Here is an 18514-nt window from a genome sequence, read left to right as displayed (position 1 = left end):
TCAAGCCCTGCCTTTTATTCCTATCCCGGTAATACCAACAGGGGTACTTTGGAATGGCGGATAAGAACTTTTGTAGTACTGCTATGGAAGATCCGTTCAAGCAAATTATACTTCTTATGGATCACCGCCAGCACGTCTACATGCTCGCTTTGTGAAAATTCCTCCAATTTCTTTTCGACCTCATCTCCGGAGATACCCTTAAAAGAGGCTGTACCATTATTTAAACGGCTAACGAGTTCAAAGATCTGCTCCTGTTCCTCTTCAGAAGTAACCCCTTTTGGTGATACGTAAGTAACCACTACCTCACTTTTAAACAGGCGTGCAAACTCTGCCAGGAAATCCACCTGCTTCATATCTTCGATCTGAAGATCAGTAGCCAGAGCAAGTTTCTTTATATCTTCAATATCTGTTTTTTCCGGAATTAGCAGGATTGGACAGTTCGCATTATCGATGGCACCGTAAGCATTGCTTCCAAAGAGGAAGTTGCTGATTCCATTATCTCCCTTGGTACCCATTATCACCAGCCATATATGATTCTTTTCAACAACCGTGGCGATGGTGTCGGCTACTGTTCCAAAATCACAGAAGAAGTTAATCTCCGGTTTATACAAATTCTTATCGCCCTCAGCTACCTTTTTTTTAAGCCTGTTTGCCGTTTTCTCCAGCAAAACCTTAGTTTCATCCTCCAGCATCCCATAGGTTTCGTTCTGCCAGAAAATCGCTTCGGCTGCGGGTATTACTTCAGGGATCAGACATGCATTATAAATGAGGATGTCTGCACCTACACGTTCAGCTACTTCAACAGCCAGTTCAGCAGCATGATCAGCTTTTTTGCTAAAATCGGTTAAGAGAAGAATCGTTTTCATAACAAGAGAATTGAAGGTTTATACTATAAATCTCGATGATATATCTATAAAAGCGAATGATAGAAGTCACTTTCCATAAAATATATCCTGCTATGATCCAGGTTTATTGGTGTAAACAAGGTACGAAAAAAGACAATACGAATCAAGTGAAAAAGCAATTCCAGCGAGTAAAGATCGCGCTATAAACCAGATGAAATTAACTTAGGCGATCCCCTGTAATGGCAGCGAAAACCAAAAGGTACTTCCTTCCCCTTCCTCACTCTCCACCCATATCCTTCCAAAATGCCGTTCAATGATCTCTTTGGAAATATACAAACCGATCCCCAGTCCAGACATCCCCGGGTTAAGACCTTCCACACGGTAGAAGCGTGAAAACAAGTGAGGAATTTTATCAGAAGCAATGCCGATCCCCTGATCCTTAACTCCTACTCTAACCTCCTCTTCATTCACCTCCATTAATACCTTCACCTTTATCGCTCCCGGCGAATATTTTATGGCGTTAGTTAAGAGATTGATAATAACCTGCTCTATCCGGTGGCGGTCGCCTGTTAAATGAACAAGAGGCAATGGAGAAGTTACATCTATCTTATGGGAAGAATTAGAAAGCTGGATAAGTTCAATACACTCGAGCACCAAAGCAGAGAGATCAAAACGCTGAAGTAAAAATTGTAACTTACCTGCTTCTATCTTGGAGACGTCGAGTATATCATTAACCAGGGCAGATAGCTTATTCGCCTGGCTGATCGTTTTCTGAACAAAGCTTTTATGCTCCTCCTTCTGCTGTACACGTTCCAGGATCTGAAGGTAGCCGCTCATACTTGTAAGGGGTGTTTTTAACTCGTGACTCGCCATCCCGATAAACTCGTCCTTCTTGGTGTTCAGAACATTCACTTCTTCAAAGAGGCGTGCATTCTCCAGCGCAATGGATGCCTGAGAAGCAATAGCAAGCACGATCTCTTCCTGCTCGAGATTAAACTTCGATGCTTCGTCATCCGCCAGAAGAATTGTTCCTATTACTTCACCAGATTTCGACGTGACGGGCATCAACAGGAAGTTCACCATATTAATGGCTTCGAAAAGAGACTCAAACTGTCTGCAATTATCCAGGGAGGCCTTTTTTATATCGTCTATCCGAAGTACTTCATCACAGGCTATCAGCTGATCCAGTGCATCTAACTTCCCTTCTTCCTGCATCCGGTCAAACACCAGGCTTCCCTGACCGGAGAAGGAATGCATTCTGCTTAAATCGCCGTTCACATCCCGGCTATTATAAAAGATCATTCCCAGGTTTGCTCCAGTAACACGCGTAGCCGCACTAATCACTATCTGCAGTAATCTTTCAACATCAAGTTCCCCAGATATTGTCTTACATAGCTCGTTGATCGTCTCAAGTGTATGTGCATAGTTCCTGAGTCGCTTTTCCGCCAGTTTCTGGGGAGTAATATCGCGGGCAATCTTCGAAGCTCCTATAATATTCCCATTCCCATCGCGTAAGGGTGAAACGGTAAGCGAGATATTGATCCTCCTGCCATCTTTGGTAACACGTACGGTCTCAAAATGGTCAACTTTACTACCCCTGGCAATATTTCCAATGATAATATCTTCTTCGAACAGATGTTCGGGCGGAATTAAAACAGAAATATGTTTACCGATGATCTCCTGCTCGGTATAACCAAACATCCGCTCGGCAGCAGGGTTCCAACTGGTAATAATCCCCTGAAGGGTTTTGCTGAGGATGGTATCGTCAGTAGAGTTAACAATAGCTGCCAGTATGGCCTGCTTTTCCTCTACTTTCTTTGTCTCGGTAATATCCCTGGCTATTTTAGAAGCTCCGATAATAGTACCGGACCGGTCTCTTATGGGCGATACTGAAAGTACAATATTGATCTCTGAACCATCTTTTCTAAGGCGGGTAGTTTCAAAATGATCGATCTTCTTCCCCTGTTTGATATTTCCGATGATATGGTCTTCCTCGGATAGCAATCGATGAGGGATCAGGGTTGAAATATGTTTGCCGATGATCTCCTCTTCGGTATATCCGAACATCCGCTGGGCAGCAGGATTCCAGCTCGTAATAATTCCATCAAGGGTCTTACTTAAGATCGTGTCGTCTGAAGAATCAATGATTGCTGCCAGGATAGAGCGCTTCTCATCGGCCTGCACCTCCCTCGTTACCTCTATAGCGACACCACACAGCGTTATAGGTTCTCCTGATCCCTTATATACTGCATAACCGGTTGTTTTGATCCAATGAAGGGAACCATCAGGCCATACTATTTCATATTGTGCAGTGTAAACAGTTTTGTTCTCAAATGCAAAGGCCAGTTTCTCTTCAACAAGCTCCCTGTACTTTGGAAGCATCCTGTTCATCACGGTTTCCCGGGTTAGATCCTCTTCTTCATCGAAGCCAAAGGTGGTACGAAATTGCGGAGTACCCGTGATAGCTCCTGAATTAAGATCAACCTCAAAGTAGCCCATTCTTCCGGCACCGAGGGTCATTTCCAGTTTTTTTTGAGCCTGCTTTGCTTCGATAGAACTTTTTTCAAAGTTAGCACGTGCTTCAACGCGGTCAGTAACATCATTAGCAACTACTAAAACCCCTATTACCAAACCTTCATCATCTCTAACAGGAGTATAGGAATAATCAAAATAAATGGTTTCTACTTTGCCGTTTTTAACTACATAAGAAGGAGCTTCGTCTTCCTCATAAACCTCGCCACTTAAAAGAACCTGTTTCAGCTGATTGGGAAAGGGCTGATCGTGCAACTCAGGCAATATTTCAAGAAGTTGTTTTCCAACAATACTCTTATCCTTTCCCCATACCTTAAATAGTGCCTGATTGGCGTAAGTCAACACCAGATCAAAGCCTTCAAGTACCGCCATTGGTACAGGTGCAAACTTTAAGGCACTCCTTATCATCCCAGGTGCACTGGTGCGGTAAATATTATTTCCCGATTTTCCCATTAATTAGATTAGCCCGAACTCTTATTCTTCACCCATCACGAAGGTGCAACAAAAACCAACACATTTTCCCATCCTGGTATAATACAATCAGGGGGAAATAAGTGTTTTAAACTACTAGTACTTAACGGAACATAGCTCTGCAAGTTGTTGCCCCTCTCCTTTGATCTCCATTTTGACAAAACACTGAAATTGTAACATTTGTTCTTAAAGAACTGTAACAGCAAAAAGGCTTTTGCATTGTTGCAAAAGCCCTTTAAGATCTTGTAGTCTTTTTATAAAGCTATCTTCCCAATCTTATCTTCTTCCCCTTGTAATTCCAAAAAGTAATAGTACCTGTGCGGATCACCGGTTTCTACCGAACCATTCAACACAAGGTTCCTCGAAGCACCCACTTTACGGATCACCCTTTCGCTCAGGAAATTTGATTTATCAATAATGAATTTGAAATACTGGATATTGTATGAAGCCGCTTCAACTTTAAGCAATTCGATCGCCTGCCTTGCAATTCCCCTGTTCCTTGATCCGGGTCGTACCCAGTAAAAAACGTTCGCGACACCTTCCGCTTCATCGAAAGCATCTATTCCTATCTCCCCAATGAAAGTTTCTTTATCAGCCGAAAAGATGCCATAGTGCTTTAAGGAACTCCCATGAAGGTTCTTCTTGACAGCATCATTCAACCAGGTTACATTGTTAGAAATATCCTTAATATTATCACCAATGTATTTAGAAAAGGGATCGTGTTTAAGTTCCCGCAATGCCTTTTCCCTTAACCTTGCATGCAGGGGCTGAAGCGGAATGAGCTCTACCTTATCAAATATCATCCTGACAAATTCCTTTCATGTTGGAAAGATAAAAGAAAAACCTTTAATTTCTAAAACCCTAATAAACAAAGGGCTCCTGCAAGTTGCAGAAACCCTTGTATTTTGGCTGGAGATTGCTTTATTGCACTAATCTACCACTTTCCCAAAGCTATACTGCAGGAATAGCTGATGACTGCTTTTACTAAGCCCTGCGTTTTGAGATGAACTGCCGCTATCATATCCGTAGCCCATGTTCAATTTCTTGTAGTTAACACCGGCTCTTAAACGCACACTCTCCTGCGAGGTGTAAGAGGCTTCAAGGATTACTTGCTTCTCAAGCTCTCCATAAATACCCATTTCATACCAATCGCCAAGGGTCTTTATATCCTCGTAATAGAAATTTGGTCGCAGGTTTATACCCTCAAACTTGAAGGTATACCCAATATAGGCATTGTAATTTCTACTAATCACCGTATTTCCTTCCATAGGCAAGAACTCAGGTGAAGAAACAGCCAGCTGTAATCCCTTCCATTGATACAACGCTCCCGCCGAGATCATCAAATTTCCCTCCTGATAAGCATCGCCGTAAAGAACAGGATCTGACGTATTTGCATTAATAACCTCGCCCCGGTTAATGCTTTGCTTAAAATAGGCTACCCTTGATCCTAATGATAAACTTTGATTAGCGCTGAGTTTAACACGGTAAGCATAACCGGCTCCAAAGCTGGTTCCAGAAAACACTCCCGATTTCTGACTTTGCATCGATATACCTGCCCCATGATTTTTACCGAAGTTGGAGTGCATCTGAAACTGAGCACCTACTTCAGTATTAACACCATCAATCGTATTGCGATTGTATTGCACCGTGCTCTTCAATCCGCCATCAGTAGTTAATGCTCCAGGATTGATATAGGTTAGATCCCAGTTTTTAAACAGGTAATCCTGCACTGCCTGGGCATATGACTTGCTGCCGATACAGCTCAGCAGGGAAATTATTATAAAAAATGAAGTATTCTTTTTCATCTATTATGTCTTGATAGGTTAACGAAGTATGGATAGAGTCCCTTTAAAAGTTTTTGTCTTGTCATCAGACTGTGCAATGTATATATAGGTACCTACCGGTAGGTCCTTGCCTTGAAAACGACCATCCCAGAAAGGAGACTTGTAACCTTTTTGGAAAAAGACTTCTCTACCCTGTGAACTGATCACCTTGAACGTATAGTTCTCATATAAGTGTCCATCCTTAATCTCCCAGGTATCATTTATACCATCACCGTTTGGAGTAATCACATTAGCTGGTTGGAAATTAACCGTAGCATCTTGAATAACAGTGATCTCCTGCTCTTCTTCAGAAGTATTTACACCGTCGTACAAACTTATTCTTAGCTTGTAATTAGGGTATGATGAGTAAGACAAGGTTTTTTTCAAGGTCAATGTACCATCGCTTGCTAATTGGAATGGAGAATCAGTCTGCAGCAAAGTAAAGGTGATAGGAGAACCATCTTTATCAGGATCCGTTGCTTCTAACTGAGTAATGACTGTTCCCGGAGCCGTTTTTTCATTCAACTCAATCTGTTTTTTAACCAACAGAGGCTTCTCATCGTTTTCATTTTGAAGCTGCACGTTGAATGTGTAGAAAGCTTCGTTAGCTCCATCAGCAATTCCTATTCTTAAACTGTGGCTTTTAGCTTTCTCATAATCCAAGCCTGCCTTAACCAGGATCAAACCTTGCGGAGTAACTTCGAATAGTGGATTAGTGTTAACTATTCGATAAGTAAAGGTTGTTACACCGTCTGCATCTGCTGGTAACAGCTGATGTACCAGGCTACCCAGGACAGCTTTTTCACTCATCTGGATAGTTTGCTCTTTAACCACCGGAGCATTGTCATTAAGGTTTTGAATATTGAAGGTGATTAAAGCCCGGCTTTCATTTTTCCCGTCATTCACCATTACCTCGAGCGTAAAACTTCTTTTATCAGTTTCATAATCAATTGCTTTCGCAATTTTAATCTCTCCTTTTTGTTCGTGAATACTGAACTTTCCGTCCTGATTTCCATCGCTTATCCTATAAGTAAATACCGAAGAACCATCAGCATCTGATAATTCCATGCGGTACACCAAGGTTTCAGACTCCTGATTCTCAGGAATAGTAATAGATTTGGTCAATACTACCGGAGCTGTGTCATTTTCGTTTAAGGCAGTAACCGTTAATACTTTTTCAACTAAACCACCTTTTCCATCATCCGCTTTAACCCTTAAAGAATAGAACTCTTTCACTTCAAAATCCAGCTTTTTGGCAAGACTTAGTTTATTATCATTGATCTGAAAATAAGTATTGTCGGTTGATCCCGTGCCAGCAACCAAACTGTACACGAAGTTTAGATCTCCATCTGGGTCTACTCCCTGCAAATTACCAACTAGTGTACCTATCGGCGAGTTCTCACTGAGCTGCAAATTACTTAAGGTAATATTAACCGGAGTAGCATTTCCATACTTAACCGACACCTTAAATTCGGCCGATTTGGTTTCATCGGGTGCTATTATTTTATAGATCACAGGAGAGCTGAACGTATTTGCACTCACCTTACTGGTTTGTACTTGTGTACCTACTGAAACTTTTGCAACTTCAGGAGTAGTGTACTCAGCGATCAGGTTATTTAGCGAAGAGCCAAAAGGAACAACAACATTAATGTCATTACCAACAATTTCAGATTTTTCCTGTCCCGGCAACTTGTAAGTAAAGAACTTCGCCTCAGAGCTTAAACGAGGGTACGAAACAACAAGGGGAGCACTGGTAGAACCAGTAAGTTTCTGTATCTCAAACGGCTCTGTCTGTTCTATGTTAACGGTCCGGTTTAATTTAGCATCGTAAAGCTTAAACTTTACGGTTCCCTCACCCGAATTGCTATAAATATTCATGTAAACCATGTACCGGTTTACTGAAGCAATGTAAGTTAGCTTACCCACGCCACGACATTCGTCATTAATGAAGGCGGCTAAGGTAGTGTTAGAATTATCAGCTTCTACCCCGTCAATATTAATAGCAGCTACAAGTGCCATCTGGTAGGCGTAATCCTGCGAGTTCACAGACCACAAAGGAGCCTGAGCCCTGGAGATAGTCGCTGCTAGCATGAGGACGAATGAGATAAGTAAAAATTTCTTCATCAGATTATTATGAATTTCTTTAATAGATTATCTAAATCAGCATTAGAAACCTGCACGCACGATGGTGCGTGCAGGACTATAAGATTATTTTTTAATTATTTTGATGGTTTCCTTGTGCTTACCCTGAGTAAGGCGTACGACGTACATTCCAGGAATTAAAGAAGCTTCGTTTCTGGCATCCCACACATATACTCCCTCCTCTTCTGCAAGCTTGGCATTTACCAGTACACGAACTAGTCTTCCTGACAGATCCAGAACCTCTATTACGGTATTCTGAGATGGGTCATTCTTCCATTTAAATGTTACTTCGCTTTCGAAAGGATTTGGATAAGCTGTTAACTGTACTGTAGCTTCAAGCTTCATTGATACCTTATCGGAGGTGAATATAAAGGGTTCAGCCAATGTACCAGCAATGTTATCATTTTTGAAGACAACAGATTCCTTCAGTGTACTGATTAGATTACCCTTTGCATCATTATATGCAAAGCTTAAAACTTCATTCTGATTATCACTGTTAAGGGTCACAAAGAACACTTGCTTACCCTCAATAGTGATCACACTTCCCCAGCCGGCTTGTTCACCTTTTGCATTCAACGCTTTTATCACTGTTCCTTCACGAACTGTTAAGCCTTCAATAGCGGCAATCATGTTCATGTTGAAACGGGAAGCAGCAGCCTTTTCAGAGAAGACAGTGTATTGATTACTATCCTCTTTCTTTGAAGCAGCAAGCGTTTTTGCAGAGCCTTTAACTGAAGCGATAGTAGTAGCGCCGGAGTTTATCGAAGCTTTAGGGAATACAAATTTAACGTCTCCTGTTGCTGATGACTTGATACGGTATCCTTCACCTATTTTAAGGTAATTCAAGCTTCCGATCCAGCCCATGTATTCATCATAAATCGAGAATCCTGTCTGGCTCTTTATGATATCACCATTCTGAAGTTTAACTCCCGCAAGCGCATCCTTCACCGGCATACTTACCTGTGGCGTATAACCAACCCAGTTCCAGCCTTTTTTCAAAGTGATCTGCTCATTTGCTGGATTTAGCATACCGCCTTTGATCCTCAGGTTCGCGTCTTTACTTACTCTTAATAAATAGCTTCCAGTGTTATTCACCTGTTTACCTGGAGGAGCCCATGAACCGATTGAGTAATCCGCCGTCCATTGCTGATCCATGAACACACTTGTTTTGTCAAGGATAGTTGGATCTATTAATTTATCAAGTCCCGTAGTCTTAACATTGACGTTGAATGACAACCAGTTCCACCCTTGTTTAAGTGCTATGTCCTGGTAAACCTCATCACTAGCAACGAAGATAACAGGGTTAGATGGGGCACCATAAACTTCCCCGTCACGGAATACCATGTCTGTAGGTGTTACATTGGTATGTACTACACCTGATGATGCGTTCCAGATGTTGAAGTAAACTTTTTCAAGTTCATTCACTTTTCCATAGACATCCATAAACACCAGGTATTTATCATATCCTGCTACATATTTCACTGGAGCAACACCTCTTAGCTCGCCATTTACAAAGGCGGCTACCTTATCGTCAGGATTTATAGAGAATTTATCATTGATCTTGATCTGACCGATCACGCTCATCGATTTATCAAAGTTAGCCGCATTTACCTTCCAATCTGGACCAGGAGCAAACACTTTAAGATCAAGCGTCAGCTTCTCATCATAACCGAAGTTGGTACGAAGGAACAGGTCATTCTTATAGTTACCAATGTTCAGACTTTCCTCAACCGTGAAGGTAATCGTTTTACGACTATTGGGTTCAATAGTACCAGCAGCAGGACTTGCAGTTAACCATGCAGGTAATCCCTCCAAACTGTATTTCTCCTGAGTACCTCCCTGATTAACGATCTGAACTTCAAAGCTCATTGGCTTGTACAGTTCCTTCTCGAACTTACGGTTCGTATCGTTCCATTTAACCTGATTCTTGTCCACAAAAACCGACCAGGTTCTTACACCTTGCATCACGTTATTGTGCTTATCCATAATTCCTCTTACAGAAATATCCAGAATAGTTTTCTCAACAAGCGCAGGCGTTTCATTTAGGGTGATCAGGATTTTATCCCCGTTCACTACAAAATTGAAATCTACTGACTGTTCCGGTTGAGGTCTGTCAATTAGCGGAGACTCAGTAGTGTACGCTGCATTATTGAATTGAGCAACTGAGGTACTCTTTCCACTCAGATCCTTATTAGAATTGGAAGAAAGCATCACTCCGCTATTGTCAACATAAGTCTCGAACGGATAGTAGATCTGCAAGTCAGGAAGTGTAGCCGCTTGCTTAATATGCATTGCACGCTTGATCTGCTCGGCTGTTCTCGCTGAGTTCCACAACCTGAACTCGTCCAGTTTACCTGTAAAGTTCTGGCTAAAGCTTCCAATCAAGGTGCCGTTAGCATTTGCCTTGTTCTCATAATGTGCACCAAGGTAAAGTGATGCAGAAGCAAGTTTAGTAAGAACATCTGCCTTTCGTGAATTTTTCAACTCACCGTCAAGGTAGAATGATAAATTACCTCTCCTGTCTGTCACCATGGCAATATGGTGCCACTGATCGTCAAGGATATTATTATCTATCCCTTTAAATAATAGCTCATTATTTTTCAGGAACAAACCGCCTTTTCCATCAAAGTCTAAAGACCACTTCATATCGGTATTATCCTGATATGCAGAGAATATAGTAGACTCCTTTGCTGCACTTCCTGCTTTAACCCAAAGCTCAAGGGTAAAATCTGTATTCTTCGTAATTGGCGCATGAGCTGCCGGAACCTGAACATAGCTATTACCCGTAAAGTTGATTGCAGAAGAAGCAGGTTCAGTCATCCAGGTGGCTGTTGTTTGAGCGTGAAGAGCACGTGCAGCATCCTTAAGGATCTTACCACCTAGTTCATTCATTGCCCAGCTACCTACAAGGCCTCGCTCCGATCCGCTTAACTTCTTAGACTGACCGGCATATACCTCATCACGGCTTCTGTAGATATCCCAAACGTTCAATCCATAAAGATCACCATGGTATCTAGCCGAAGCAGCAGTGTTCTGACCAATGCTTACACTACCAATTCCTGTAAACTCATTTACTTGTTCCTTCTCAGCAAGCTGCTGATCATTAGCATACATATTTACTTTCTTAGTAGCCAGATCATAACTTACTGCATAATGTGCCCAAGTATCTGCATCCATAGATTTGGTCGACGTAATTCGTGGCTGACCGTTCCACTCTGCATATAACCTTCCTGCGGTATTAAATCCGATATTCAACATTTCTGCGCCTTCACCTTGTGAGAATACCACATGGTCTGTAGCATTTGATTGAGGTCTTGCCCAGAATTCAACCGTAAATGAACGTTGATCCAGACTTAAGCCTACCGGTATTTTAGCGAAAGCCTCTTTTCCATCAAACTTTTGGAAAGCACCATGAGCACGTTTAGAACCATTCAATACACCTTTTATAAGGATATCATTTTTAGTTACCAAACCACCTTCTATCTGCTCTCCGAACTGGATCATTATCTCGTCATTAGGAGACAGGATACCGTCTGCCGGCTGAGGTGCGCCAAATACTAATGGTGGCGTTGCATCTTTAATACCTGTTCTTACCTGCGAGTAGTTTATTGAACCATCCGCACAAACAGATTTTGCACGCATTTCATAATTACGATCGGGAAGATCAGTTACCATCCAGTCGTAAATGATCGTTGGTTTACCATTAATCTTGCTAATCGCAGCATTTTTATCTTTCGCTAATTCAGCGTCATAGTCAGCCTCTTTATTGTAAAAGGTATGAAGAGTTGCCCAAGTATTCGATGCTGTGCTCTTGTACTGTAACTCAATAGATTTGAATGAAGCAAGGTTTACATCATAGCCAGTCATCTCCACTTCCACCTTACCATTCGATTCGACATTAGCAAGCCAGTTGTCCAGCGGCTTTTTCATATCTACAATGGTACAAGCCGGATCGAAATGAGCTGAAATATATACCGTATCAGCAACGTCATCCCTTTCGCAAAGTGAATGTAGGATGATACCTATCTTTTCGTAATCGTATACAGCACCAGGTCCTTTTTTAATAGTTAAGGTCTTCTTAAGTACTTCCCCAAAAGGAACATGGAATGCTTTATTGGCTGAGGCTCCGTCAATAGATACAATTGCACCGTGTGGATTAGTACCATCCAGAACCTGAACACCTAACCAGGTATCATCAGCCTCAGTTTCGCTAAGGTTCTCCAGCTTCATTGTAAATACTGCAGCATTTGTTTCAGGAACATTAGAAACTACTGCTTGCTCTACTGAGATAGAAGGAACTTCTCTTCTCATAGTTGCAGCATTCAGGATTTCTCCCGGCTGATAGTATTTGGTCTTTTCCTCACCCTGATAAGGACACATCGTCTGACCACCACGAGTAAAGAACATTGGAGAGAAGAATCCATTATTAGTCTGAGAACCGTTCTCCTGATATTTATAGTATTCTGCCCAATCGGTTGTCTTACCTGTTTTAGTCTGGAACTTAAGATCAGAAGGGTCAATCACATCAACACTATAGTAATCACCTTCATCTCCGTCAGAAAGAACATATCCAAAGTTTAAGCTATTACTACCACCTGATCCGTCAGACCTTGTCTTTGAGGTACCCCAGCTGGTACTTGTTTCAAGTACAATTCCAAATGCATTTACCTTATAACCCAAAGCAGTTTCTAAGGAACTTTCGGATGCAATCTCTATTGTATTCGTAGTGCTCCATTCATTGGTCATCGTTTTATCCCAGGTGTAATTAGTACCACCGTCAAACGATACGTTATTACTTTGTTTAGCATTTTGTCTGCTGATCACCTTGTTAGCCTCATTGTCTCGCAATGCTTTCTCCCAAAGAGCGATCTGCTGGTTATACATATAAACAGAGTCGATATATCCGGCTCTCGGAGGATTGAAATCGTAACTTGGACCGCCTGATTTTCTTATTGATGAAGCTCCTTCTTTAGGTAATACCCATGCTGAAGCTCCAAAAGCTTTTTTATCGTAATTGTCTGCTCCATAATTCTTGTCGTCAACCGCAAGCTTGGAGTTATAGTAAGCTTTAGTTTTTACATTAGTGAAAAGGCTGTTCCTTAATGCTTTTATCTCAGGGATCAGTTTCTCTTCTATATGGAATTTGGTGTACATGAAACGCGTACCGAAGTTGTTTTGCGCTGCCGCAATACCTTGACGTCTGATCAGGGCATAATTTTTACCGTCGATCTCAATCAAGTCAGTTCTTGCGAAACCAAACTTCTCGAACTCATCAGTCCATTCAACCAATTCAAAGGTCTCGGTCTTACCAATAATAAAGTTCATGGCGCTACCTACGAACAAGTCGCCTTTGCTTCCCACGAAGTCAGGACTGCTGCTGGTTTCCCATGCCTCATTAATGTCAATCGTTTCAACAAATTCACCTTCTTTTGTTGCACCTCTGGAAACAGTTTCACCACCTCCGATATCGTTGACAAATTCATTTTCCAGCTCAACCTCCACACCAACTCCACTGGATGTGGTGAAAGTAAGTCCTAAACTAGCCGCCACATTGAAGCCTTCGCTTCTAGAGCTTGTTTCACTAAGGGACATGGTTTTTGACATTGATGAACCTTTCGACAGGTAAGAATAACTGCCTGTCCCCGGAGGGTCACGTAATACAAATTCCACCACGCTTGGTCCTTTAGTAACGAAACCTGAACCTGTAGATACCGCTCCAAGGATATAGCCTTTTAATGCTGGGAATGCTTTGATTGGATAATCACCTACTTTAATAGCCAGCTGCAGCCCTTTCAGGTAATCACCGTTCAGATTTGGGCCTGTAGCATTGAACTTATAACTCAGTTTTCCCTTACTGTCATTCAGCTCAAATGTTTCATCCTGGCTTCCTTGCTTTAAACTGTTTGCAACTCTAACTTCAGCACTTGTGATTGGCACGCGTGTAAAACGAGAAGCGTCACTTTCTTCTTTATCCGCATTCTCATACTCCTCATAGAAATGAATAGGATATTCGTACTCTGCATTCATTTTAAATACCGGCGCACCAAATAAAGGAGTTTTATCTTCTTTAACGAGGTTAATGGTTTTATCGCCTACCTTGTAAGACGTTTCACCGATAGCCTCTCCTTCATTGATCGTGTACTTCGCATCTGTATGTAAGATAAACTGGCGTTTGAAATGGTAAGCAGCTGAGTCTACTTTCTTAGTAGTTACCTTCGTGTCATACTTATATTCCCAGCTATAGCCATCTACCGGAGGGGTAAGATCGAGTATCTTCTGATCACCAAAGCTATAGTAATCGTTCGTGCTTTTTCTTCTGTTAAGCGTTCTTACAGATTGAACAATAAATCTTTCAGGAATGATCCTGCCAACAAATTCACCGTATTGCTCATCAGTAACAATCTCAAGTGTTCTTTTGGTTACATCTAACGAATCAAGTGCGGCGTCTATCTCTGGTTTAAGAACGATCTTAGCCCGACCAAGATTGTTTGATGAAAGCCTTACACCAAGTGATTTTGCTTCCTCAACCTGACCGCCCGCTACTCGTCCGCGAACCATAACGGTAGTAGTATCGATCAGATTATAACCTCCTCTTAAATTTTCCTGAAAGTCATGAAGACCTTTAGAAGGGAAAGCAGGGTTTGCAAAGGAGTGTCCAGCTTTGCTGAAAGTTACATTGTGTTTTCCTATCGGAACCAACAGGTCGTACTCTCCATTAGCATTAGACATTACAGGTTCGTTATCTGAATTAAGGACCTGTTTTCCATCAACCATCACCTTTACTCCCTTTACAGGAAATTGAGTTCCTTTATATTTTACTGTACCATACATTCTAAATGCAGATACATCTTTAAAGTCTTTTCCATTGTGAGTAAGGGCACCATCACCAATAAATAAGGTCATCGATGAAGGCTCAAATTTATGGATACCAAGCATTGGCGTGATCTCATAAATTTCACCCGCTCCTCTAAACTGAATATTAGTCATCTTGTAATCACCTTTAGCGTCAGTGAAAGCAACATTAGCTAACTGACTTTCTGAAGGCACTGTAGAAGTCCACTCAAAGTTTCCGGATATCTTACTATGATTCTCATTAAACTTACGTCCTGACTTGGAAACGTCGAAGCCATTGGCCGAGAAGCCCTCATCAAAACGCAAATAAGCAGTCAGGCCAGTTTCACCACCCACCATAAAACGGGAGTGATCTCTTTCCAGCTCTGTTCCATTGTGAGCGACAGTCCAAACACGTACCTCGTCTATCGTTCCTACAAAGCCCTGGTTTTTCGTGCGACTGTTACCTATAACTAAAGGAAGATTTTCATCGTCTGCTTTAACAAATCCACTATTTAACTTTTGTGCTGTAAATACAGAATCATTTACCACCCACTGCACATCGTTAGCAGCAGTTAAGCTAACGGATAAATGGGTGTATTCATTGTTTCCAAATAATACTTTCGCATTAATGCTAGATTGTTCAGCACCCGATTGAAGCACAAAGCGACCATTAGTATAAGAAAGTTTAAGTCCCTTTCCATTATCAAAATGGTCATACAATACATAATCCTGGTTGATATTCTCGGGGCGCAACCATGCATCTAGTCCCCAGCCATTTACTCCTGGCCAAAAAACTTTAGAAGAAACAAAGCCTACCGAGGCAGTCTGATCTTTAAATTTAATCGCTTTACCAACAGCACCTTCAGTGTTTCTAGCGCGAACCATTACATTTTCTACACCCTGGCCCCCTTCAAAGGCAACACGGCCTGTAATAGTACCGAAAGGTGAACGGAAACCTAATGCTACCGCATAATCAGTCTTTAAGGTAACACCATCACAAGGAGCAGAGCCTTGGATACGGTATTCATAAATAGTATTCGCTTCTGTGTATTCATCTATAAATAAGGTTGCGCTACTGCCTTCTACCCGGATCAACTCGTAAGGAGTACCAGAGCCGGCAATGCGACGATAGATATGATAATTTTGAATACGTGAAGGATATTTCGCCTCCCACTGTAACTGAACGTAGTTAGTAAAGAAACCTTTCGAAGCCTTGAACTTGAAATCGTGATTATAGAAATTATTTTCAGGATCCAGCTTTTCAGCATCTGTTATTACGAATGCGTCAGTGATATTATCTGTAACAGTTCTGGTAATAATATTACCTTCAGACTGTGTATACCTGTTAATAGCTATTAATTGATATTCATAGGTATAACAGGATTTAAGCCTGGTGTCCATCCATTCGCGAATGTCCTTTGCAAGATTAATAGTAGACTCTTCCTGCAGGATTCCAACCTGATAAACCTTCCGGATCAGCTGGAATTTGTCATTATTGAAACAGTCGTAATTCCAGCTCAGGCGATGATGAATCCCGCTTACTTCGAGGTTAACAGATGGTACCGCCGGTTTAAGATTAGCAGCCGTGATCTGACGAGTGTTAGATCTTAGGGCTTGGATCTCCGCTCCGTCCCGGTATACCCTTAGCTGGTAGAAATAGGTTTGATTATACTCCAGATCCGACTCATCTTTAATATGCCATTCGTTCTGGTTGTCAACTATTATCTCTTTAAAATTAGCTGTGAATTGGTTGTTAGTAGCTCTTGCAACACGATAGCTCCATACCCCATCCAATACTGGTTTATTTTTCCAATCTACCCAAATACCATTATCACAGAAAAATAGTTGGGCGTTGGTTGTTTCAACCTTCATGTTACTCCAGGAGCTTACGTCTCCTGAGTAGGACTCAATAACAGAATTGCCAGCTGTAGTAAGCCGGGTTTTAACTTTGTAGTTATACTTGATACCTTTTTGAGCACCTAGATCGGTCCACTCCTGATTAGTTGTAGTTCCCAAAAAGGAATTGTTACGATACACGTCGTAGGCTATTCCCCATTGCGGATACCCGTTTAAATTTGGCTTATTCCATTTAACAACGACATCGTTTAATTGCCCAGTCGACCAGAAGTTAAACCCCGCTCCGTCGATGGTAGGAATATAATGATTTCCCCATTTAGTACCAGCACGATCATCACTATCATTCCAGACATAGTCAAACCCAACAGTAATGTTCTTTCCAAACCAATCTGTCGGAACTTGAATATAGTAATCCCTAAAATAGTGATCACCTTCCCGGTACTCTCCTCCAATACTTACTTTGGAATCGCGGAACCAACCACCGGCACTCCCCCGAGTCGCCCCTCGCAAGAGGTCGAAGCTACCTCCATTTACATTCACGAATAGCCGTGAATCTGCAAGAGCATCGTTAGTACAGGTCCCGCAATCATCCTCCCAGATTGTGACCTTTACTTTAATCTGAGCTTGCTCCTTCAAATAATACGAGTCAAAGATATATCCCATAGCATAGGATTTACCTGTGACTCCAACTAATAAGGATAGCCAGACAAAAAAACATTTCAAGTAGAATTTACTCATACATCACTCATTAAAATTTTCAATGTCGTTGAGCAGGCACCATCTGCTCCCTTCTTTCGGGCGTTTCCTACGGGTGCGATAGGGATTTGTTTATTGATTTAGGTATGAGATTCAGTAGTTCGGACTTAATTTGCCCTTGTTTCAGGCCTAAATGACCTATTCCAATTAGAAAATTGACTAGGTGGAGCTTTCTAAAAAAATCAAGGGCTCCCGCGAAACCGCAGAAGCCCTCCTGTTACAACCTGTTAACATAAAAAACCTTCGAAGCAGAGGTAACCTCTCTACTTCTTCCCCTTAAATACTTCATCTAGGCTTACCCTCAGATTCAGTTCGAAATTGCCATTGGTATAATCCCGGATTGCAGCAGTTCCAGAAGTGAAAATCCCGCTAATCACAAGATACTTCTGGTACTTAACACCCATACCGATCGTAGTGCTACGGGTACTGTGATAAACTGCCATCACATTCACCTTATTTTCTGCCAGGCTCATATTTGCTCCAAAGTCTACAATGTCTTCAAAACCTTTGATCTGGCGATAAGCTACCTTCGGTTCCAGTGTCATACCATCCAAAGCATCAGCGAAAAACATCTTGTAGCTTGCTGCTGTGTACAGCTTTGATTCGTCAGCCAGGTTCCCTTCCGCCTGATCTTTCTTAAAGAATGATTTTAAGTTTGGTACTGCAAGCTCCAGACCTAACTTCTTGCCCTGGTAAGCAGCACCAAAGTCACCATCAAAATACGTGTCGCGGTCCTGGTAACCCGCAATTGAACGGTCAGAACCATCTACGTTAGAACTTAAACGTTCCTGCATCAACCGGTCATCACTATAGCCTAGTGATACACCGAAGCTTAGTCTTTGACCATCTGCATCCAGTGGAAGCTGATAAGCGTACGTTCCTCTTACCCGGGTCCTTTTCTGAAGACCCGCTTCATCATTGTAGAGGTTAATTCCTACCCCTGATTTCTTGCCGGATCCATACTCAAAACTTAATGCCTGGGTTGAAGGAGCACCTGGCATGTTCGACCATTGACGACGGACAGCTGCATTGGCAAAAAAACCTTCTTCTTTACCAGCTAAGGCAGGGTTGATCAGATAAGGGTTTTGATAATAAATGGCACCCAAAGGGTGCAATTGCGCTTTCGCTGTTTCTGCTTTCAATCCAATCAGCAGCAGGCCTAAGGCGCCTGCTCTGATGATTGATCTTATATTCTTTGTATTTACTATTAATTTCATTTTTCTAAGCTTTATTGAGGGGCGAGGTGTGAGACTA

General features: G+C 41.8%; 7 protein-coding genes. All 7 read right to left on the bottom strand.

Annotated features, from left to right (window positions below; translation table 11 throughout):
• Window positions 1-20: 20 nt before the first annotated feature.
• Window positions 21-866: a universal stress protein gene (locus J4N24_RS19615; RefSeq protein ID WP_207535433.1), complete on the bottom strand. Its 846-nt coding sequence runs from the start codon at window positions 864-866 to the stop codon at window positions 21-23.
• 201 nt (window positions 867-1067) lie between these two features.
• A complete protein-coding gene (locus J4N24_RS19610) occupies window positions 1068-3830 on the bottom strand; it encodes a PAS domain-containing sensor histidine kinase (RefSeq protein WP_207535432.1) in 2763 nt (920 codons plus the stop codon).
• A gap of 272 nt (window positions 3831-4102) precedes the next feature.
• Window positions 4103-4651 (bottom strand): GNAT family N-acetyltransferase, encoded by a 549-nt coding sequence (locus J4N24_RS19605; protein ID WP_207535431.1) that lies wholly within the window; start codon window positions 4649-4651, stop codon window positions 4103-4105.
• A 126-nt stretch (window positions 4652-4777) separates the two neighbouring features.
• Window positions 4778-5653, bottom strand: coding sequence for a PorP/SprF family type IX secretion system membrane protein (locus J4N24_RS19600; protein WP_207535430.1), 876 nt, complete (start codon window positions 5651-5653; stop codon window positions 4778-4780).
• Window positions 5654-5671: 18 nt separating this feature from the next.
• The gene (locus J4N24_RS19595) at window positions 5672-7795 is read right to left on the bottom strand and encodes a cadherin domain-containing protein (protein WP_207535429.1); all 2124 of its coding nucleotides are present in this window, start codon (window positions 7793-7795) and stop codon (window positions 5672-5674) included.
• A gap of 84 nt (window positions 7796-7879) precedes the next feature.
• Window positions 7880-17242: a LamG-like jellyroll fold domain-containing protein gene (locus tag J4N24_RS19590; RefSeq protein WP_207535428.1), complete on the bottom strand. Its 9363-nt coding sequence runs from the start codon at window positions 17240-17242 to the stop codon at window positions 7880-7882.
• A gap of 281 nt (window positions 17243-17523) precedes the next feature.
• Window positions 17524-18514 (bottom strand): PorP/SprF family type IX secretion system membrane protein (locus J4N24_RS19585; RefSeq protein ID WP_207535427.1); only part of this gene is annotated, 991 nt, incomplete at its 5' end.

The sequence above is a fragment of the Desertivirga arenae genome (genome assembly GCF_017355785.1).
Lineage (GTDB): Bacteria > Bacteroidota > Bacteroidia > Sphingobacteriales > Sphingobacteriaceae > Desertivirga > Desertivirga arenae.
Note: the sequence above shows the minus strand (reverse complement) of the source record. Positions and strands in the feature narration are given on the sequence as shown.

Excerpts from the sequence above, each read along its gene's own strand:
- J4N24_RS19615 (WP_207535433.1), bottom strand. The coding sequence starts at position 866 with ATGAAAACGATTCTTCTCTTAACCGATTTTAGCAAAAAAGCTGATCAT.
- J4N24_RS19610 (WP_207535432.1), bottom strand. The coding sequence starts at position 3,830 with ATGGGAAAATCGGGAAATAATATTTACCGCACCAGTGCACCTGGGATG.
- J4N24_RS19605 (WP_207535431.1), bottom strand. The coding sequence starts at position 4,651 with ATGATATTTGATAAGGTAGAGCTCATTCCGCTTCAGCCCCTGCATGCA.
- J4N24_RS19600 (WP_207535430.1), bottom strand. The coding sequence starts at position 5,653 with ATGAAAAAGAATACTTCATTTTTTATAATAATTTCCCTGCTGAGCTGT.
- J4N24_RS19595 (WP_207535429.1), bottom strand. The coding sequence starts at position 7,795 with ATGAAGAAATTTTTACTTATCTCATTCGTCCTCATGCTAGCAGCGACT.
- J4N24_RS19590 (WP_207535428.1), bottom strand. The coding sequence starts at position 17,242 with ATGAGTAAATTCTACTTGAAATGTTTTTTTGTCTGGCTATCCTTATTA.